The organism is Streptomyces coelicoflavus (assembly GCF_003112555.1).
GTDB lineage: Bacteria > Actinomycetota > Actinomycetes > Streptomycetales > Streptomycetaceae > Streptomyces > Streptomyces coelicoflavus.
On sequence record NZ_BEWB01000005.1, the window covers coordinates 574629 to 587571 of the forward strand.

Here is a 12943-nt window from a genome sequence, read left to right on the forward strand (position 1 = left end):
GAGTGCATACCAGGGGTGTGTGTGAAGGTCGCCTGCGTCGGCGGTGGGCCCGCCGGACTGTATCTGTCGATCCTGCTGAAGCGGCAGGACCCGACCCACGACGTCACCGTGTACGAACGCGACCCGGAGGGCTCCACCTACGGCTGGGGCGTCACCTACTGGCGCGGACTGCTCGACCGGCTCCAGGAGCACGACCCCGACTCCGCGCGCGCCGTCGAGGAGCACTCCGTGCGCTGGCGCGACGGCGTCGCCCACGTCGGCGACCTCGCCACCCGGCACCACGGCGACGAGGGCTTCGGCATCGGCCGCCACCGCCTCCTCGCCCTCCTCGCCGCCCGCGCCCGTGAACTGGGCGTACACCTGGAGTACGAGCACCCGGTCACCGCCGCCGCCCCGCCCGCCGCCGACCTCGTGGTGGCCGCCGACGGCGCGGGCAGCGCCCTGCGCGGCCGGCACGCCGGCCACTTCGGCACCGAGATCACCGGCGGCCGCAACCACTACGTGTGGCTCGGCACCCCCAAGGTCTTCGACGCCTTCACCTTCGCCTTCGCCGAGACCGACCACGGCTGGATCTGGGCGTACGGCTACGGCTACGGCCCCGAGGGCAGCACCTGCGTCGTCGAGTGCGCGCCCGGGACCTGGACCGGCCTGGGTCTGGACCGGGCCGACGAGGCCGAGGGGCTCGTCCTGCTGGAGAAGCTCTTCGCCGACGTCCTGGACGGCCATCCGCTCACCGCGCGCTCCTCCGGCCGGGCCGGCGCCTCCTGGCCCGTCTTCCGCACCGTCACCAACCGCACCTGGTCCCGCGGCAACCTCGTCCTGCTCGGCGACGCGGCCCACACCACGCACTACTCCGTCGGCGCCGGCACCACGCTCGCCCTGGAGGACGCCATGGCCCTGGCCACCGCACTGCGCGAGCCGGACCTCCCCCTCCCGGACGCCCTCGCCCACTACGAACGCGAACGCAGGACGGCCCTGCTGCCGGCACAGAGCGCGGCCCGGCTCAGCGCCCAGTGGTACGAGAACCTGCCCCGCTACATCCGCCTGCCGCCGGAGCAGATGTTCGCCCTGCTCGGCCAGCGCCACTCGCCGCTGCTGCCGTATCTCCCGCCCCGCCTGTACTACCGGATCGACCGGGCGGCCGGCCGGCTGGAGACGCTGCGCCGGGCGAAGCGCCGCCTGGGGCCGGTGGTCGCGCGCACGGTCCAGGCGCGCAGGCTCGCGACCGGCGAGGGCCGGGCCCGCTCCGGGCGTCCCGACGCGATGCCCGCGCGCCGCGGATGACAGACTGACGCCATGGACGAGCGCACTTTCGGCAGGTCGGATCAGCACGCGTCGGTGATCGGCCTCGGCACCTGGCAACTGGGCGCCGACTGGGGAGACGTCGACGACAAGGAAGCCCTCGCGGTACTGGAGGCGGCGGCCGAGTCGGGGGTGACCTTCTTCGACACGGCGGACGTCTACGGCGACGGGCGCAGCGAGCAGACCATCGCGACCTTCCTGGCGAGCAGGCCCGACCTGCACGTGCTGGTCGCCACCAAGATGGGCCGCCGGGTCGACCAGATCCCGCAGAACTACGTCCTGGACAACTTCCGGGAGTGGAACGACCGCTCCCGCCGCAATCTCGGCGTCGACCGGCTCGACCTGGTGCAGCTGCACTGCCCGCCGACGCCCGTCTACTCCAGCGACGAGGTGTTCGACGCCCTGGACACCCTCGTCGAGGAGGAGCGCGTCGCCGCGTACGGCGTGAGCGTCGAGACGTGCGAGGAGGCGCTGACCGCGATCGCCCGGCCGAACGTGGCCGGCGTCCAGATCATCCTCAACCCGTTCCGCATGAAGCCCCTGCGCGAGGTCCTGCCCGCGGCCCGCGAGGCCGGCGTCGGCATCATCGCCCGGGTGCCGCTGGCCTCCGGTCTGCTGACCGGCAAGTACACCAAGGACACCGTCTTCGCGGCCAACGACCACCGGAACTTCAACCGGCACGGCGAGGCCTTCGACCAGGGCGAGACCTTCTCCGGCGTCGACTACGCCACCGGCGTGGAGGCCGCCGCCGAGTTCGCCGCGCTCGCCCCCGAGGGATACACCCCGGCCCAGCTCGCGCTGCGCTGGATCGTCCAGCAGCCCGGCGTGACGAGCGTGATCCCGGGCGCCCGTTCGCCCGAGCAGGCCCGCGCCAACACGGACGCCGCCCGGCTGCCGGAGCTGTCCGACGCCACCCTCGCCGCGATCCGCGACCTCTACGAGCGGCGCGTCAAGGACCAGGTGGAGGGCCGCTGGTAGACGGCCCCGGGCGCTGCCTCACGGCACCAGGAGCAACTGCCGTTCCCGCTCCTGGTCGCCGGAGGCCGCTCCCTCGTCGCGCGCGGTGAAGGCACGGGACAGCGTCTCGCTCGCCGCCTCCACCGCCTGCGGTGTGCCCTGCACGGTGACCGTCACCGGCCCGGACAGCGCCCCGCCCGCTGCCGGGGCGGCGGCCCGCGGGGCGTCCGGGGAGTCGAAGGTCGCGGTGCGCACCGTCGCCCCCTCGTCCGCGGGCAGGTCGCCGGGGGCACCGAAGACGCCCTCCAGCGCGTGGACGATCGCCCGCGCGTCGTCGATGCCGCCGCCGTCGAGCGTCACGGTGAGCTGAGTGTCGGACATCCTTCGCCTTCCTTGCCGCGCCCGGGTGGGTCCCGGCCCGTGTAACCGCCCCCCGATCACCCAAACCGGGTGTCGCCGCCGGACCTGCGCCTGAGTACGGGGATCCCGGGAAGAGGGAAGGGGACGCAGGCGACGGTCGACGGGAGGCAGACGTGACGCACTCGGACTCGGACTCGGGATCGGCCGGGGGACAGACCCGGCGCAGGGGGCGCAACGAGACCGAGGAGGAACGGGCCGACCGGATGTGGACGGAGCTGATCCAGGAGGTCCGCGTCGCGCAGATGGGCGTGCAGATCCTGTTCGGCTTCCTGCTCACCGTCGTGTTCCAGCCCAAGTACGACACCCTCTCGGACACCGATCAGACGATCTACCTGATCACCGTGGTCCTCGGTGCCGTGACGACCGGTGCCCTGATCGGACCGGTGTCCCTGCACCGCCTCGTCTCCGGGCGGCGGGTGAAACCCCAGGCGGTGCGATGGGCGTCCCGGCTGACGGTGCTCGGCCTGGTGCTGCTGCTCGCGACGACGGCCTGCTCGCTCCTGCTGATCCTGCGCGTCGCGACGCACGACGGCTTCGTGCCCTACCTGGTCGCCGGCGTGGTGCTCTGGTACCTGCTGTGCTGGTTCGGGATCCCCCTGTGGACCCGGCACCGCCACACGGCCCGCTGAGGCAGCGCGCCCCGGCGGCCGGGCCCGGTGGCCCCTCAGCCCTCGGCGGTCAGCTCGGCGAGGAAGTCGTCGGCGCGCACCTCTTCCTCGCCGGGCCGGACCACCGTGTACGTCTCGCGCAGGAACGCCTCGACGGCCGCGGCCCACACGAACACCACCGCGCGGTGGCGCTCCCCGTCGGCCCGGTCGTCGCCGAGCAGTTCGAGGCGCAGCTCGTCCCACATGCCCCGCGACTCGGGCCGCATCCGCACGTCGCCCACCCCGACCGGGCGGGTGAGGCCCTCACCGACCATCTCCCGGTCCAGCGCCCATTCGGCGAGCACCCGTCCGTCGTGGCTGAAGACCACGGTGAGGGCGAAGGGGTCCGCCGCGTCGTAACCGAGGTGGGCGAGGACCGGGAACCGGTCGCCGGCGTCGCCCGCCTGGAGCTGCACGACCATGGTCTTGTGCACGACGGTGTTCACGAGAGCCTCCAGGGGGACGGACGTAGAGCCCTCTAGTACCCGCTTCACGGGCAAGATGCTCCGGCGTTCGGGTGATTCGCCCGCCCGCCGGTTTCAGTCGCGGCCGAACGCCTCGCGCAGCGCGGGCAGCAGGGTCCGCTCCGACCAGTCCAGGAAGGCGGGTTGGGAGTCGCCGCCGATCTGCACCAGCGCGATCTCGGTGAACCCGGCCTCGACGTACGGGCGTACGGCCGCCACGAAGGCGTCGGGGTCGTCACCGCACGGGATGGAATCGGCGACGTCGTCGGGCGTCACGAACTGGGTGGCGGCGTCGAAGGAGTCCGGGTGCGGCAGCTCGGAGTTGACCTTCCAGCCGCTGCCGAACCAGCGGAACTGGGAGTGGGCCCGCTCGATCGCCGTGTCCCGGTCGGGATCGTAGGAGACGGGCAGCTGACCCACGCGCGGCTTGCCCTCGCCGCCGTGCCGGCCGAAGGACTCCAGCAGCCCCGCCTTCGGCTCGGTGGCGATCACCAGGTCGGCCAACTCGCCCGCCAGCTCGCAGGAGCGCTCCCCGGAGACGGCGATGCCGATGGGCGGCGGACTGTCCGGCAGGTCCCACAGCCGGGCCGACTCCACGTCGAAGTGCGTGCCGCGGTGGTTCACATGGCCGCCCCGGAACAGCGCCCGGATGATCTCCACGGCTTCCCGGAGCATCTCGTGCCGTACGTCGACCGAGGGCCAGCCGCCGCCCGTCACGTGCTCGTTGAGGTTCTCTCCGGAGCCGAGACCCAGCCGGAACCGGCCCTCCGACAGCAGCTGGAGCGTCGCCGCCTTCTGCGCCACCACCGCCGGGTGGTAGCGGAACGTCGGACACGTCACGTAGGTCATCAGCGGGATGCGGGAGGTCGCCTGCGCCGCGGCGCCCAGCACGCTCCAGGCGTAGGGCGCGTGGCCCTGCGAGCGCAGCCAGGGGAAGTAGTGGTCCGAGGTCACCGAGAAGTCGAACCCCACCTCCTCGGCCCGCACCAGATGGCCGACGAGTTCCCGCGGGCCGGCCTGCTCGGTCATCATCGTGTATCCGATGTGTGCCATGGCGGCCGAGTCCCCGCCCGGCCGGAGGGAAAACAGGGGGAAACGGGACGGAAGGGGTCACGCCGTGCCCTCCCGGAACGTTCCGAGGAAGGCGGCGAGCGCCCGCTCGTTCGCGCTGTCGTCCCAGTCGCCGGCCGGCGTCGTCCACCGCAGCGAGAAGCTGCGTCCCCCGCCGAGCAGGAAGCCGCGGCCGAAGGTACGTACCCGGGCGCCGTCGCCCCGGGCCAGCCACTCCATGTCGGCCGCCTCGCGCCCCCGGTAGGTGGTGGCGCGGATGGCGCCGATCCGCCGGTAGCCGCCGGAGCGTTCGAGGCCCGGCTCGACGTCGTCCCGCCAGACGGCCACCGGGTCGTCGCCCGCGCGCCTGCTGTAGGTGACGGCGAGGGTGCGCGGGTCGCCGGACGCGCCGAAGACCACCCGGTAGGCGCCGCCCGGCACCCGGGAGGTGTCCAGCCGCCGCCAGTCCTCGGGGAGGGCGACGGAGAAGCCCTCCGGCGCCTCGTAGCGGCGGAACCCGGCCGGCGCGGAGGGACCCGGCGCGGAGGGTGAGGTGCCGGTGCCGGGCCCGCCCGCGGGGGAGGAGGGTCCGGAGCCGGTGGGCGGGACGGCGGGGGCCGAGGTGCGGCGTCCGGCGCCCGCCTCGGCGCCGTCATCCGCACCTGGGCGCCCGTCGGTGAGGGCGAGGGCGGTGAGGACGGCGGCCGTCACCGCGACGACGGCCAGGGCCGTCCCGGCGACCACGGTCCGCCGCGACCGGCCGCGACCCGTCTTCCGGGCGACCGCGTCCCCACTGCGCGGCCCCGTCCGGGGCACCTCGCCCCCGGCCCCGTCGGGGTCCTCCGCCAGCGCCCGGGCGAGGGCCGCGCGCACCACGGGCCGGGTCAGCCGCTCCCGGGAGTTCTTGCGCAGCAGCCCCTGCACGGCCTGGGTGAGCGGCCCGGCACGCACCGGCGTGCGCAGCGGCAGCCGGTCGACCCCCCTCAGCGTCGCCTCGGGCCGGCCCCGGTCACGGAACGGAGGACGGCCCTCGACCATCGTGTAGAGGATCGCGCCCAGCGTCCACAGGTCGGCCGCGGGACCGATCCGCTCGTCGCGGGCCTGCTCGGGCGAGGCGTACGCGGGTGCGGTCAGCCGGGGCGCGAGGGTGGCGCCCGCCAGCCCGAAGCCGGTGACGACGACGGAGCCCTCCTCGCGCACGAACACCTGCCCCGGACTCAGCTCGCCGTGCGTCACGCCGTGCGCGTGCGCCGCCTCCAGCACCGCGAGCAGCTCCAGACCGACGCGCGCGGCCCGGGCGTGGCCGAACGCGCCCCGGCGGTCCAGGAGATCGCCGAGCGGAACACCGGCGACCCATTCGGACACCGTCCACAGCGTGCCGTCCGCGACCACCGCGTCCAGCACCGCCGCGATCCGGCCGGGGCACAGCGCGGCCATCGCCCCAGCGGTGCGGACCACCCGGTCCGGGGCCCGGCGGCCCGCCCCGCCGGACCGCTCCTGCGGCAGCGCGATCCGCGTGACCAGGCAGGGACGTCCCGTCGTGGCGTCCTCCCCGGACCAGCACACACGGTTCGTCTCGCGCTGGACGACCTCGAACAGGCGGTAGCGTCCGGCGACCAGCTCGTGTGGGGAGACGTGCGCCCTGCCCATGGCCATCCCTCGTTCGCACCGCCGGCTCTCGGCTTGACCAGAGGTACGTCGAGGGGACCGGGGTGCGTTCAGCGCCGGCGCCCGACCGGCCCCTTTCTGACCCTTCTTCAAAAAGGCGGGCCCGGGGCCGTCCCGGGCGTCAGCGCAGTCCGAAGCGGTCCGCCCACACCGCCATGTCGGCCACCGTGGCGTTGCCGCCGCACACCACGAGCCCGATCCGGGCCTCGTCGCCGACCCGCTCCACCACCCGCCGGGCCGCCGGCAGCAGACAGCCGGCGGCCGGTTCGGTCCACACCTTGGCGTGCTCGGCGAACGCCAGCGAACCCCGGACCGCCTCCCCGTCCGGCACCACCAGCACCTCGGTGACCAGCTCCGCGACATGGTCGTACGTCAGCCGCGAGACGGACGGCGCGCTGAGCGTGGTGACGACCGACGACAGCGGCACCGTGAGCGGCCCGCCCTCCGCCAGCGCCCGTGACATGGCCTCGGCGCCCTCGGTCTCCACGCCCCAGACCCGCACCCCTGGCCGCAGCGCCCGCAGCGCCGCCGCCACGCCCGCGATCAGCCCGCCGCCCCCGATGCTCACCAGCACGTCGGTGAGGTCCGGGGCGTCCTCGGCGAACTCCAGTCCCACGGTGCCCTGGCCCGCGACCACCACGGGGTCGTCGAAGGGGTGGACCAGGGTCAGCCCCTCCTCCCGGAGCCGGGTGACGAGCGCGAAGGCACTGTCCATGCCGTCGGTGAGCCGTACGACGGCGCCCGCCTCCTCGGCGATCTCCACCGAACGGGCCGGCGCCGTACGCGGCATGACCACCGTGGCCTTCACGTCCAGGGCCGCGGCCATCACCGCCACCGCGATGCCGTGGTTGCCGCCGCTGACCGCGACGACACCGGCGGCCCGCTCGGCGTCGGTCAGCGACAGCAGCTTCGCCGTCGCGCCGCGCGCCTTGAACGAGCCGGTGCGCTGGAGCAGCTCCAGCTTCGCGGTGACCGGGACGCCGAGCAGCGCGGACAGCCCCGGGCTCGGCACGGTCGGGGTGCGTACGACGTGTCCGGCGATCCGCTCGGCCGCGGCTTCGATCTCCGTGATCGCGATCAAGGCAGTCTTCCTTCCGGCGCGGGCGGTGATCCGCGCCCGTACGCAGCCTTTCGCGCGAGCCCCCCAAGGTCAACAAGTCGCCGGCACAGGGCCGGCTCAGTGCTGCTGCGTCTTCTGCGGCGCCGCCTCGCTCGGCCGTACGACGACGAAGCCCTCGCCCTGGAGCACCAGCTGGACCGCCTCGCCCGAACCGCCGCGCAGCATCGAGCCGATGGACTGCGAACGGTGCAGGGAGGTCGCCAGCCCCGCGGACCAGCCGACGACCGCGTCCGTGTCCACGTACACCGGGTACTGGTGCGAGACCGGAATGACCAGCGGGTCGCCCTCGCACACCAGGCCCAGCCTGCCGTGCCCGGTGAAGACGCTGTTGAACAGTCCGCCGCCGGCGATGCCCGCGCCCTTCACGGTGGCGATGCGGTACGACAACGACACGTCGAAGCACAGGACGTTGCGGCCGTTGACCGTGAACTCGTCGCCGGGCTCGACCTCGACGACGAAGCAGTTCTGGGCCTCGTTCGCGAACCAGGCCTCGCCCTGTCCGCGCACCGCCATCAGCGGCAGACCCTCCCCGGTGACCGCGCGCTTGAGCATGCCGCCCACGCCCTGGCCCTTGCGCTCGAACTGCAGACTGCCCCGGTAGGCGATCATCGCGCCCTGTCTGGCGAGCATCTCGCCGTTCACCGCGTACCGGATGCACTTGGCGTTCTCGACGGTCATGCCCGGCGCCGTGGCGGGCCGCACCATGTGCTCGCTGGAAAAGAGGTCACCCTTCATGACGGCATCGTGGCCCGGAGCGTTCCGTTCCGCCAAGATCCGGTGCGGCCGGACTACGACGAGCTGTGCTCCGGTGCGACCAGCCCCTGCCGGTGGGCGACCGCCACCGCCTCCGTGCGGCTCGCCGCGTCGAGCTTGGCGAGGATGTTGGACACGTGGACGCTCGCCGTCTTGGCGCTGATGAACAGCTCCTCGCCGATCCGCCGGTTGCTGTGGCCCAGGGCGAGCAGCCGCAGGACGTCCCGCTCGCGGGCGGTCAGCACGGCGGCGCCCGGCCCGGCCGGCGCCGTGCCCGTGAGGCGGCCGCGGCGGACGAGGTCGTCGAGCCGTTCGCGCAGCACCGTGGCGCCGAGCCGGTCGGCCTCCCCGCGTACCGCGTCGGCCTCCGCGGCCGCGTCCTCGCGGCGGCCGGCGGCCAGCAGGGCCTCGGCCAGCCGCAGCCGGCACCGCGCCCGTTCGTAGGCGTCGCCGTACGTGAAGGCGGCCACCGCCTTCTCCCAGGCCGCCGGGTCCGGAACGGGCCCGGCGACCCGGGACCACTCGGCCTCCGCGCGCGCCAGCCACGCCCGGCCCTCCGGGCCCTGCGGGGCGTCGTCGTAGCCGTGCGCCGCGGACCAGCGGGCGTCGGCCAGCAGTTCGGCCGCCGTGTCCGTCCAGCGGGCCACACCCGCCGCGTCCGAGGCGCGGCGCGACTCGGCCACGGCGTCGGCGACCGCGGACAGCGCGAGGGCGGCCAGCCGGAGGGTCACGGTGGGCCGCGTGCCCGCCTCGGTGAGCGCCTCCACGCTGGACCGCATCCACCGCACGGCGTCCTCCGGGTCCCCGCGCAGCGCCGCCGCGTCGGTCAGCACCACGGCCGCGACCATCCGCGCCATCCAGTCGAACGGCCCCTCCAGCAGGGCCGCGGCCCGGTCGGCCACACCGGAGTCGCCGCGCGCCAGCGCCACGTACAGCCCCGGCCCGAGGGCATGACCCTCCACGACCGGCCCCTGACCGGTGTCCTCCTCGGCGGACTCCCGCAGCACCTCGTCCCAGTGGCCCAGCGTGTACCGCACCAGCAGCCGCAGATACCGCATCTCCCGCGGGTACGGCGAGGACAGCAGCCCGGCGCGGCGGGCCCGGTCCAGCCCCTCCGACGCCCAGGGCAGGCACTCCTCCAGGTCGCCGGACTCGAAGCAGCCGATGGCGAGGTTGAACAGCGCCCGCAGCTCCACGGGCGCGTTGCCCGCCCGCCGCGCCAGCTCGCGAGCCTCGAGGAGCCGCTCCCGGCCCGCCGTGGTGGCGCGGTTGTGGCCCTCCAGGCTCGTCAGGGAGATCAGCAGATCGGCGCGGGCGTCGGTGACCTCCAACTCCTCGGCGACCCGCAGCGCCCGGCGGGCCACCCGCAGCGCCGTCTCGTTCTCCCCGACCTGGCGGGCGGTCGTCACATGCGTGGCCGCCGCCCACACCCACGTCGACGAGGGCGGGTCGGCGGGGATCAGGGCCAGGGCCTCGCTGCTGTGGGCGTACGCGGCCTCCAGGTCGTCGACGCTCAGGAGATTGCCGGCGAGGGTGTAGCGGACGCGGGCGGCCAGCTCCAGGTCGGCGTCCTGGCCGAGACCGGCCAGCGCGGACCGGGTGAGGGAGACCGCGCGGTGCAGCTCACCGGCGTGCACGGCGGCCGCCGAGGCACGCAGCGTGAGCGTCACCGCGTGCGGGCCCGCGGGCCGTGCGGACGCGTCGACCGCCGTCCACAGGTCCAGGGCCGCCTCGACGTGCCGCAGTTCCTCGGCGGGCGCGCCGACCCGCTGGGCGTGGTCGGCGGCCTCCAGGGAGGCGGCGAGCGCCTCGGGCAGGTCGTGGCTCTCGCGGTAGTGGTGGGCGCGCTCGGCCGCGCTGTCGGACCGGCGGTCGGGACCGGCGAGCAGCCGGGCGAACGCGCCGTGCAGCCGGGCCCGTTCACCGGGCAGCAGATCGGCGTAGACCGCCTCCCGGGCGAGCGCGTGCCGGAAGGAGTAGGTGTCCCCGTCGGCGGAGACCAGCAACTGCCGCTCCACCGCCTCGCGCAGCGCCGACTCCAGTTCCTCCTCGGGCAGCCCGACGGCGTCCCGCAGCAGGCCGTGTCCCACGCGGCGCCCGGCGACGGCGGCGGTGCGCAGCACCTGCTGGGCGGTCTCGGACAGCTGCTCGAACCGGATGAGCAGCACGTCGGCCAGCCCGCTGGGCACGCCCACGGCGGGCGCGTCCGTGGCCGCGACCAGTTCCTCGGCGTAGAAGGCGTTGCCCTCGGCCCGCTCCACGATCCGGTGCACGGTGGTGTCCGGCAACGGCCGCTGCCGCAGCGAGCGCACCAGCCGGGCCACGTCGGCGTCCGGCAGCGGCCGCAGCTCCAGCCGCTCCACACCGGGCAGCCGCACCAGCTCGGCCAGCAGCGGGCGCAGCGGATGGCGGCGGTGCAGGTCGTCCGCGCGGTACGAGGCGAACAGCGCGAGCCGGTGGCCGGGCGTCCCGCCCGCCGGCCGTTGCAGGACCCCACGGCTGAGCAGGAACCTCAGCAGGTCCCGGGAGGACTGGTCGGCCCAGTGCAGGTCCTCCAGGACCAGCAGCAGCGGCGCGACGTCCGCCAGCTCGGTCAGGAGCGCGGCCACGCCCTCGAAGAGCCTGAGCCGCGAGGGCGCGGCGTCGGTCCCGTCGTCCGGGCCGCCGCCGAGCAGCCGGTCGGCGACCGGATGCCCGGCCAGCACGGCGGCGAACCGCTCGTCGGCGGCCAGCACGCCCAGGATCTCGGTGAACGGCAGATACGGCAGGCCCACGTCGCCCAGGTCCACGCAGTGCCCCGTGAGCACGGTCGTCCCGGCCGCGGCGGCCCGCCCGGCGACCTCGTCCAGGGTCCGGGTCTTGCCGACGCCCGCGTCCCCGGCGACGAGCACCGCACGGGCCTCGCCGGCGCGGGCGCGCTCCAGTACGCCGGTGAGACGCGCGAGTTCGTCCTCGCGGCCGACGAGCGGACTGGTGAGTGAGGTCTGCGGCACGCCGCCCATCCTGACACGCGGGCCGGACCACGGGCCTCCCGGTTTCGTGGCCCGGCCGCGGGCCCGCTGCCGGGTCAGCGGTGGAGGGTGGCCGCCCAGTTCGCCGGGACCCGGCCCGCCGGGCCCGGTGACGGCTGGTCGTCCGGGTGGCTGCCCGGCGGGGCGAGGTCCGGGCCCGACGCGCGGACCTCGTTGGCCGCGTAGTCCCAGTACCAGTCCTCGCCCGGCTCGTAGCTCTGCACCATCGGGTGCCCGGTGGACCGGTAGTGTCCGGTCGCGTGCTGTCCGGGGGAGCTGTCGCAGCACCCGACGTGGCCGCAGCTCGCGCAGCGCCGCAGGTGGAACCACCAGCCGCCGGCCGCGTCGCACTCGGCGCAGCCGGTGCCGCTCGGCGGGACGGTGGGGTCGATTCCGGTGTCGCTGGTCATACCGGCTCCTCGGTCGGATCGGTGAGGTCGGTCGGGTCGGTCGCCTCTCCGGGTTCGGCGGTGTCGGATTCCGTGGCGGTGAGCGGGAGGAGCACCTGGAAACGGGTGTCGCCCGGCTCGGACTCGACGTGGAGGCCGCCGTGGTGCTTGTCGACCACGATCCGCCAGGAGATGTCCAGGCCGAGCCCGGTGCCCTCGCCCACCGGCTTGGTGGTGAAGAACGGGTCGAAGATGCGCTCCCGGATCTCCGGGGCGACCCCGGTGCCGGTGTCGCGGAACTCCACCAGCAGCCGGTCGTGGTGCAGCGCCGTCCGCACGGTCAGCGTCCCCTCGCCGCCCGCGTCGTTCACCGCGGCGACGGCGTTGTCGATCAGATTGGTCCACACCTGGTTCAGCTCCGCCGGGTACGCCGGGATCCCGGGCACCGTACGGTCGTACTCCTTGACGACCCCGATCCGCGGGCCGATCTTGCCGGAGAGCATCAGCAGGGTGCTGTCGAGCAGTTCGTGCACGTCGACCGTCCGGTAGGGCGCCCGGTCCAGCTGCGCGTACTGCTTGGCCGCGTCCACCAGGTGGGAGATGCGGGCGGTGGAGTCCGCGATCTCGTTCATCAGCAGCTCGGTCTCGACCGTGTAGTTGAGCCAGCCGACCGCTCCCGGCAGGATCTCCGCGTCCACGGCCGCCGCGACCTGCTCCAGCCACCCGGTGTCGAGACCGGCCTGCACGAAGGTCGGCGCGAGCTGCCAGCCGTGCTCGATGCCGTGGTCGGCCAGCCAGTCGCCGAGCTCGTCCTCCCGGTCGGCGGCCTCCAGCGGACTGAGCGAGGGCGCCTTGGCGACCCGCTCCGCCGTGCGCTCCTGGATCTCGACGAGCCCCGCCAGCGCGTCGCGGGAGAACGGGCCCTCGGCGATCACGGCGAGCTTGTGCCGCATCTTCGCCACCCGCTCCCGCAGCGTCGAGGTGGCCCGCACCGCGGCCGCCGCCGGGTTGTTCAGCTCGTGTGTGAGACCGGCGGACAGCGACCCCGGCGCCAGCAGCCGCTCGCGCTGGCCGATGGTGCGCTGGGTGTTCTCCTCCGTCCAAGCCGCTCCGGGGTGAGCTTCCCGAACAGGAACATGGCGCCCATCTCTCGCGTGGCGAG

Annotated in this window: 11 protein-coding genes and 1 pseudogene; 3 read left to right on the forward strand and 9 right to left on the reverse strand. The window is 74.6% G+C overall.

Translation table 11 applies throughout. From position 1 onward, the window contains the following. The first annotated feature begins 15 nt into the window (after positions 1-15). Complete coding sequence (locus Sco07f_RS14480; protein WP_042825646.1) at positions 16-1284, forward strand: FAD-dependent monooxygenase; 1269 nt, start codon at positions 16-18, stop codon at positions 1282-1284. A 12-nt stretch (positions 1285-1296) separates the two neighbouring features. Then, entirely contained in the window at positions 1297-2280 is a 984-nt protein-coding gene (locus Sco07f_RS14485; protein WP_007446669.1) for an aldo/keto reductase, read from the forward strand. An 18-nt stretch (positions 2281-2298) separates the two neighbouring features. Here the strand turns inward: Sco07f_RS14485 and Sco07f_RS14490 are convergent, their stop codons facing one another. Beyond that, positions 2299-2640, reverse strand: coding sequence for a hypothetical protein (locus tag Sco07f_RS14490; RefSeq protein WP_007446686.1), 342 nt, complete (start codon positions 2638-2640; stop codon positions 2299-2301). Between the two features lie 242 nt (positions 2641-2882). Between Sco07f_RS14490 and Sco07f_RS14495 the strand changes: the two genes are divergently transcribed. After that, on the forward strand, positions 2883-3308 hold the full coding sequence (locus Sco07f_RS14495) for a DUF6328 family protein (protein WP_373558698.1): 426 nt from the start codon (positions 2883-2885) through the stop codon (positions 3306-3308). Between the two features lie 35 nt (positions 3309-3343). Here the strand turns inward: Sco07f_RS14495 and Sco07f_RS14500 are convergent, their stop codons facing one another. From Sco07f_RS14500 to Sco07f_RS14535, 8 genes and pseudogenes are all read right to left on the reverse strand, one after another. Beyond that, positions 3344-3772, reverse strand: coding sequence for an SsgA family sporulation/cell division regulator (locus Sco07f_RS14500; protein ID WP_007446685.1), 429 nt, complete (start codon positions 3770-3772; stop codon positions 3344-3346). Between the two features lie 93 nt (positions 3773-3865). Then, positions 3866-4843 (reverse strand): LLM class F420-dependent oxidoreductase, encoded by a 978-nt coding sequence (locus Sco07f_RS14505; protein WP_108988069.1) that lies wholly within the window; start codon positions 4841-4843, stop codon positions 3866-3868. A gap of 57 nt (positions 4844-4900) precedes the next feature. Beyond that, positions 4901-6496: a serine/threonine protein kinase gene (locus Sco07f_RS14510; protein WP_108988070.1), complete on the reverse strand. Its 1596-nt coding sequence runs from the start codon at positions 6494-6496 to the stop codon at positions 4901-4903. 133 nt (positions 6497-6629) lie between these two features. Beyond that, on the reverse strand, positions 6630-7589 hold the full coding sequence (locus Sco07f_RS14515) for a threonine/serine dehydratase family protein (protein WP_087792360.1): 960 nt from the start codon (positions 7587-7589) through the stop codon (positions 6630-6632). Positions 7590-7685: 96 nt separating this feature from the next. Next, positions 7686-8363, reverse strand: coding sequence for an AIM24 family protein (locus Sco07f_RS14520; RefSeq protein ID WP_054100103.1), 678 nt, complete (start codon positions 8361-8363; stop codon positions 7686-7688). A 53-nt stretch (positions 8364-8416) separates the two neighbouring features. After that, a complete protein-coding gene (locus Sco07f_RS14525; RefSeq protein WP_108988071.1) occupies positions 8417-11383 on the reverse strand; it encodes a helix-turn-helix transcriptional regulator in 2967 nt (988 codons plus the stop codon). A gap of 65 nt (positions 11384-11448) precedes the next feature. Beyond that, entirely contained in the window at positions 11449-11802 is a 354-nt protein-coding gene (locus tag Sco07f_RS14530) for a UBP-type zinc finger domain-containing protein (RefSeq protein ID WP_007446646.1), read from the reverse strand. Next, positions 11799-12875, reverse strand: a pseudogene (locus tag Sco07f_RS14535) (ATP-binding protein); the annotation flags it as partial. The gene Sco07f_RS14530 and the pseudogene Sco07f_RS14535, both read right to left, overlap by 4 nt. Between the last annotated feature and the right edge of the window lie 68 nt (positions 12876-12943).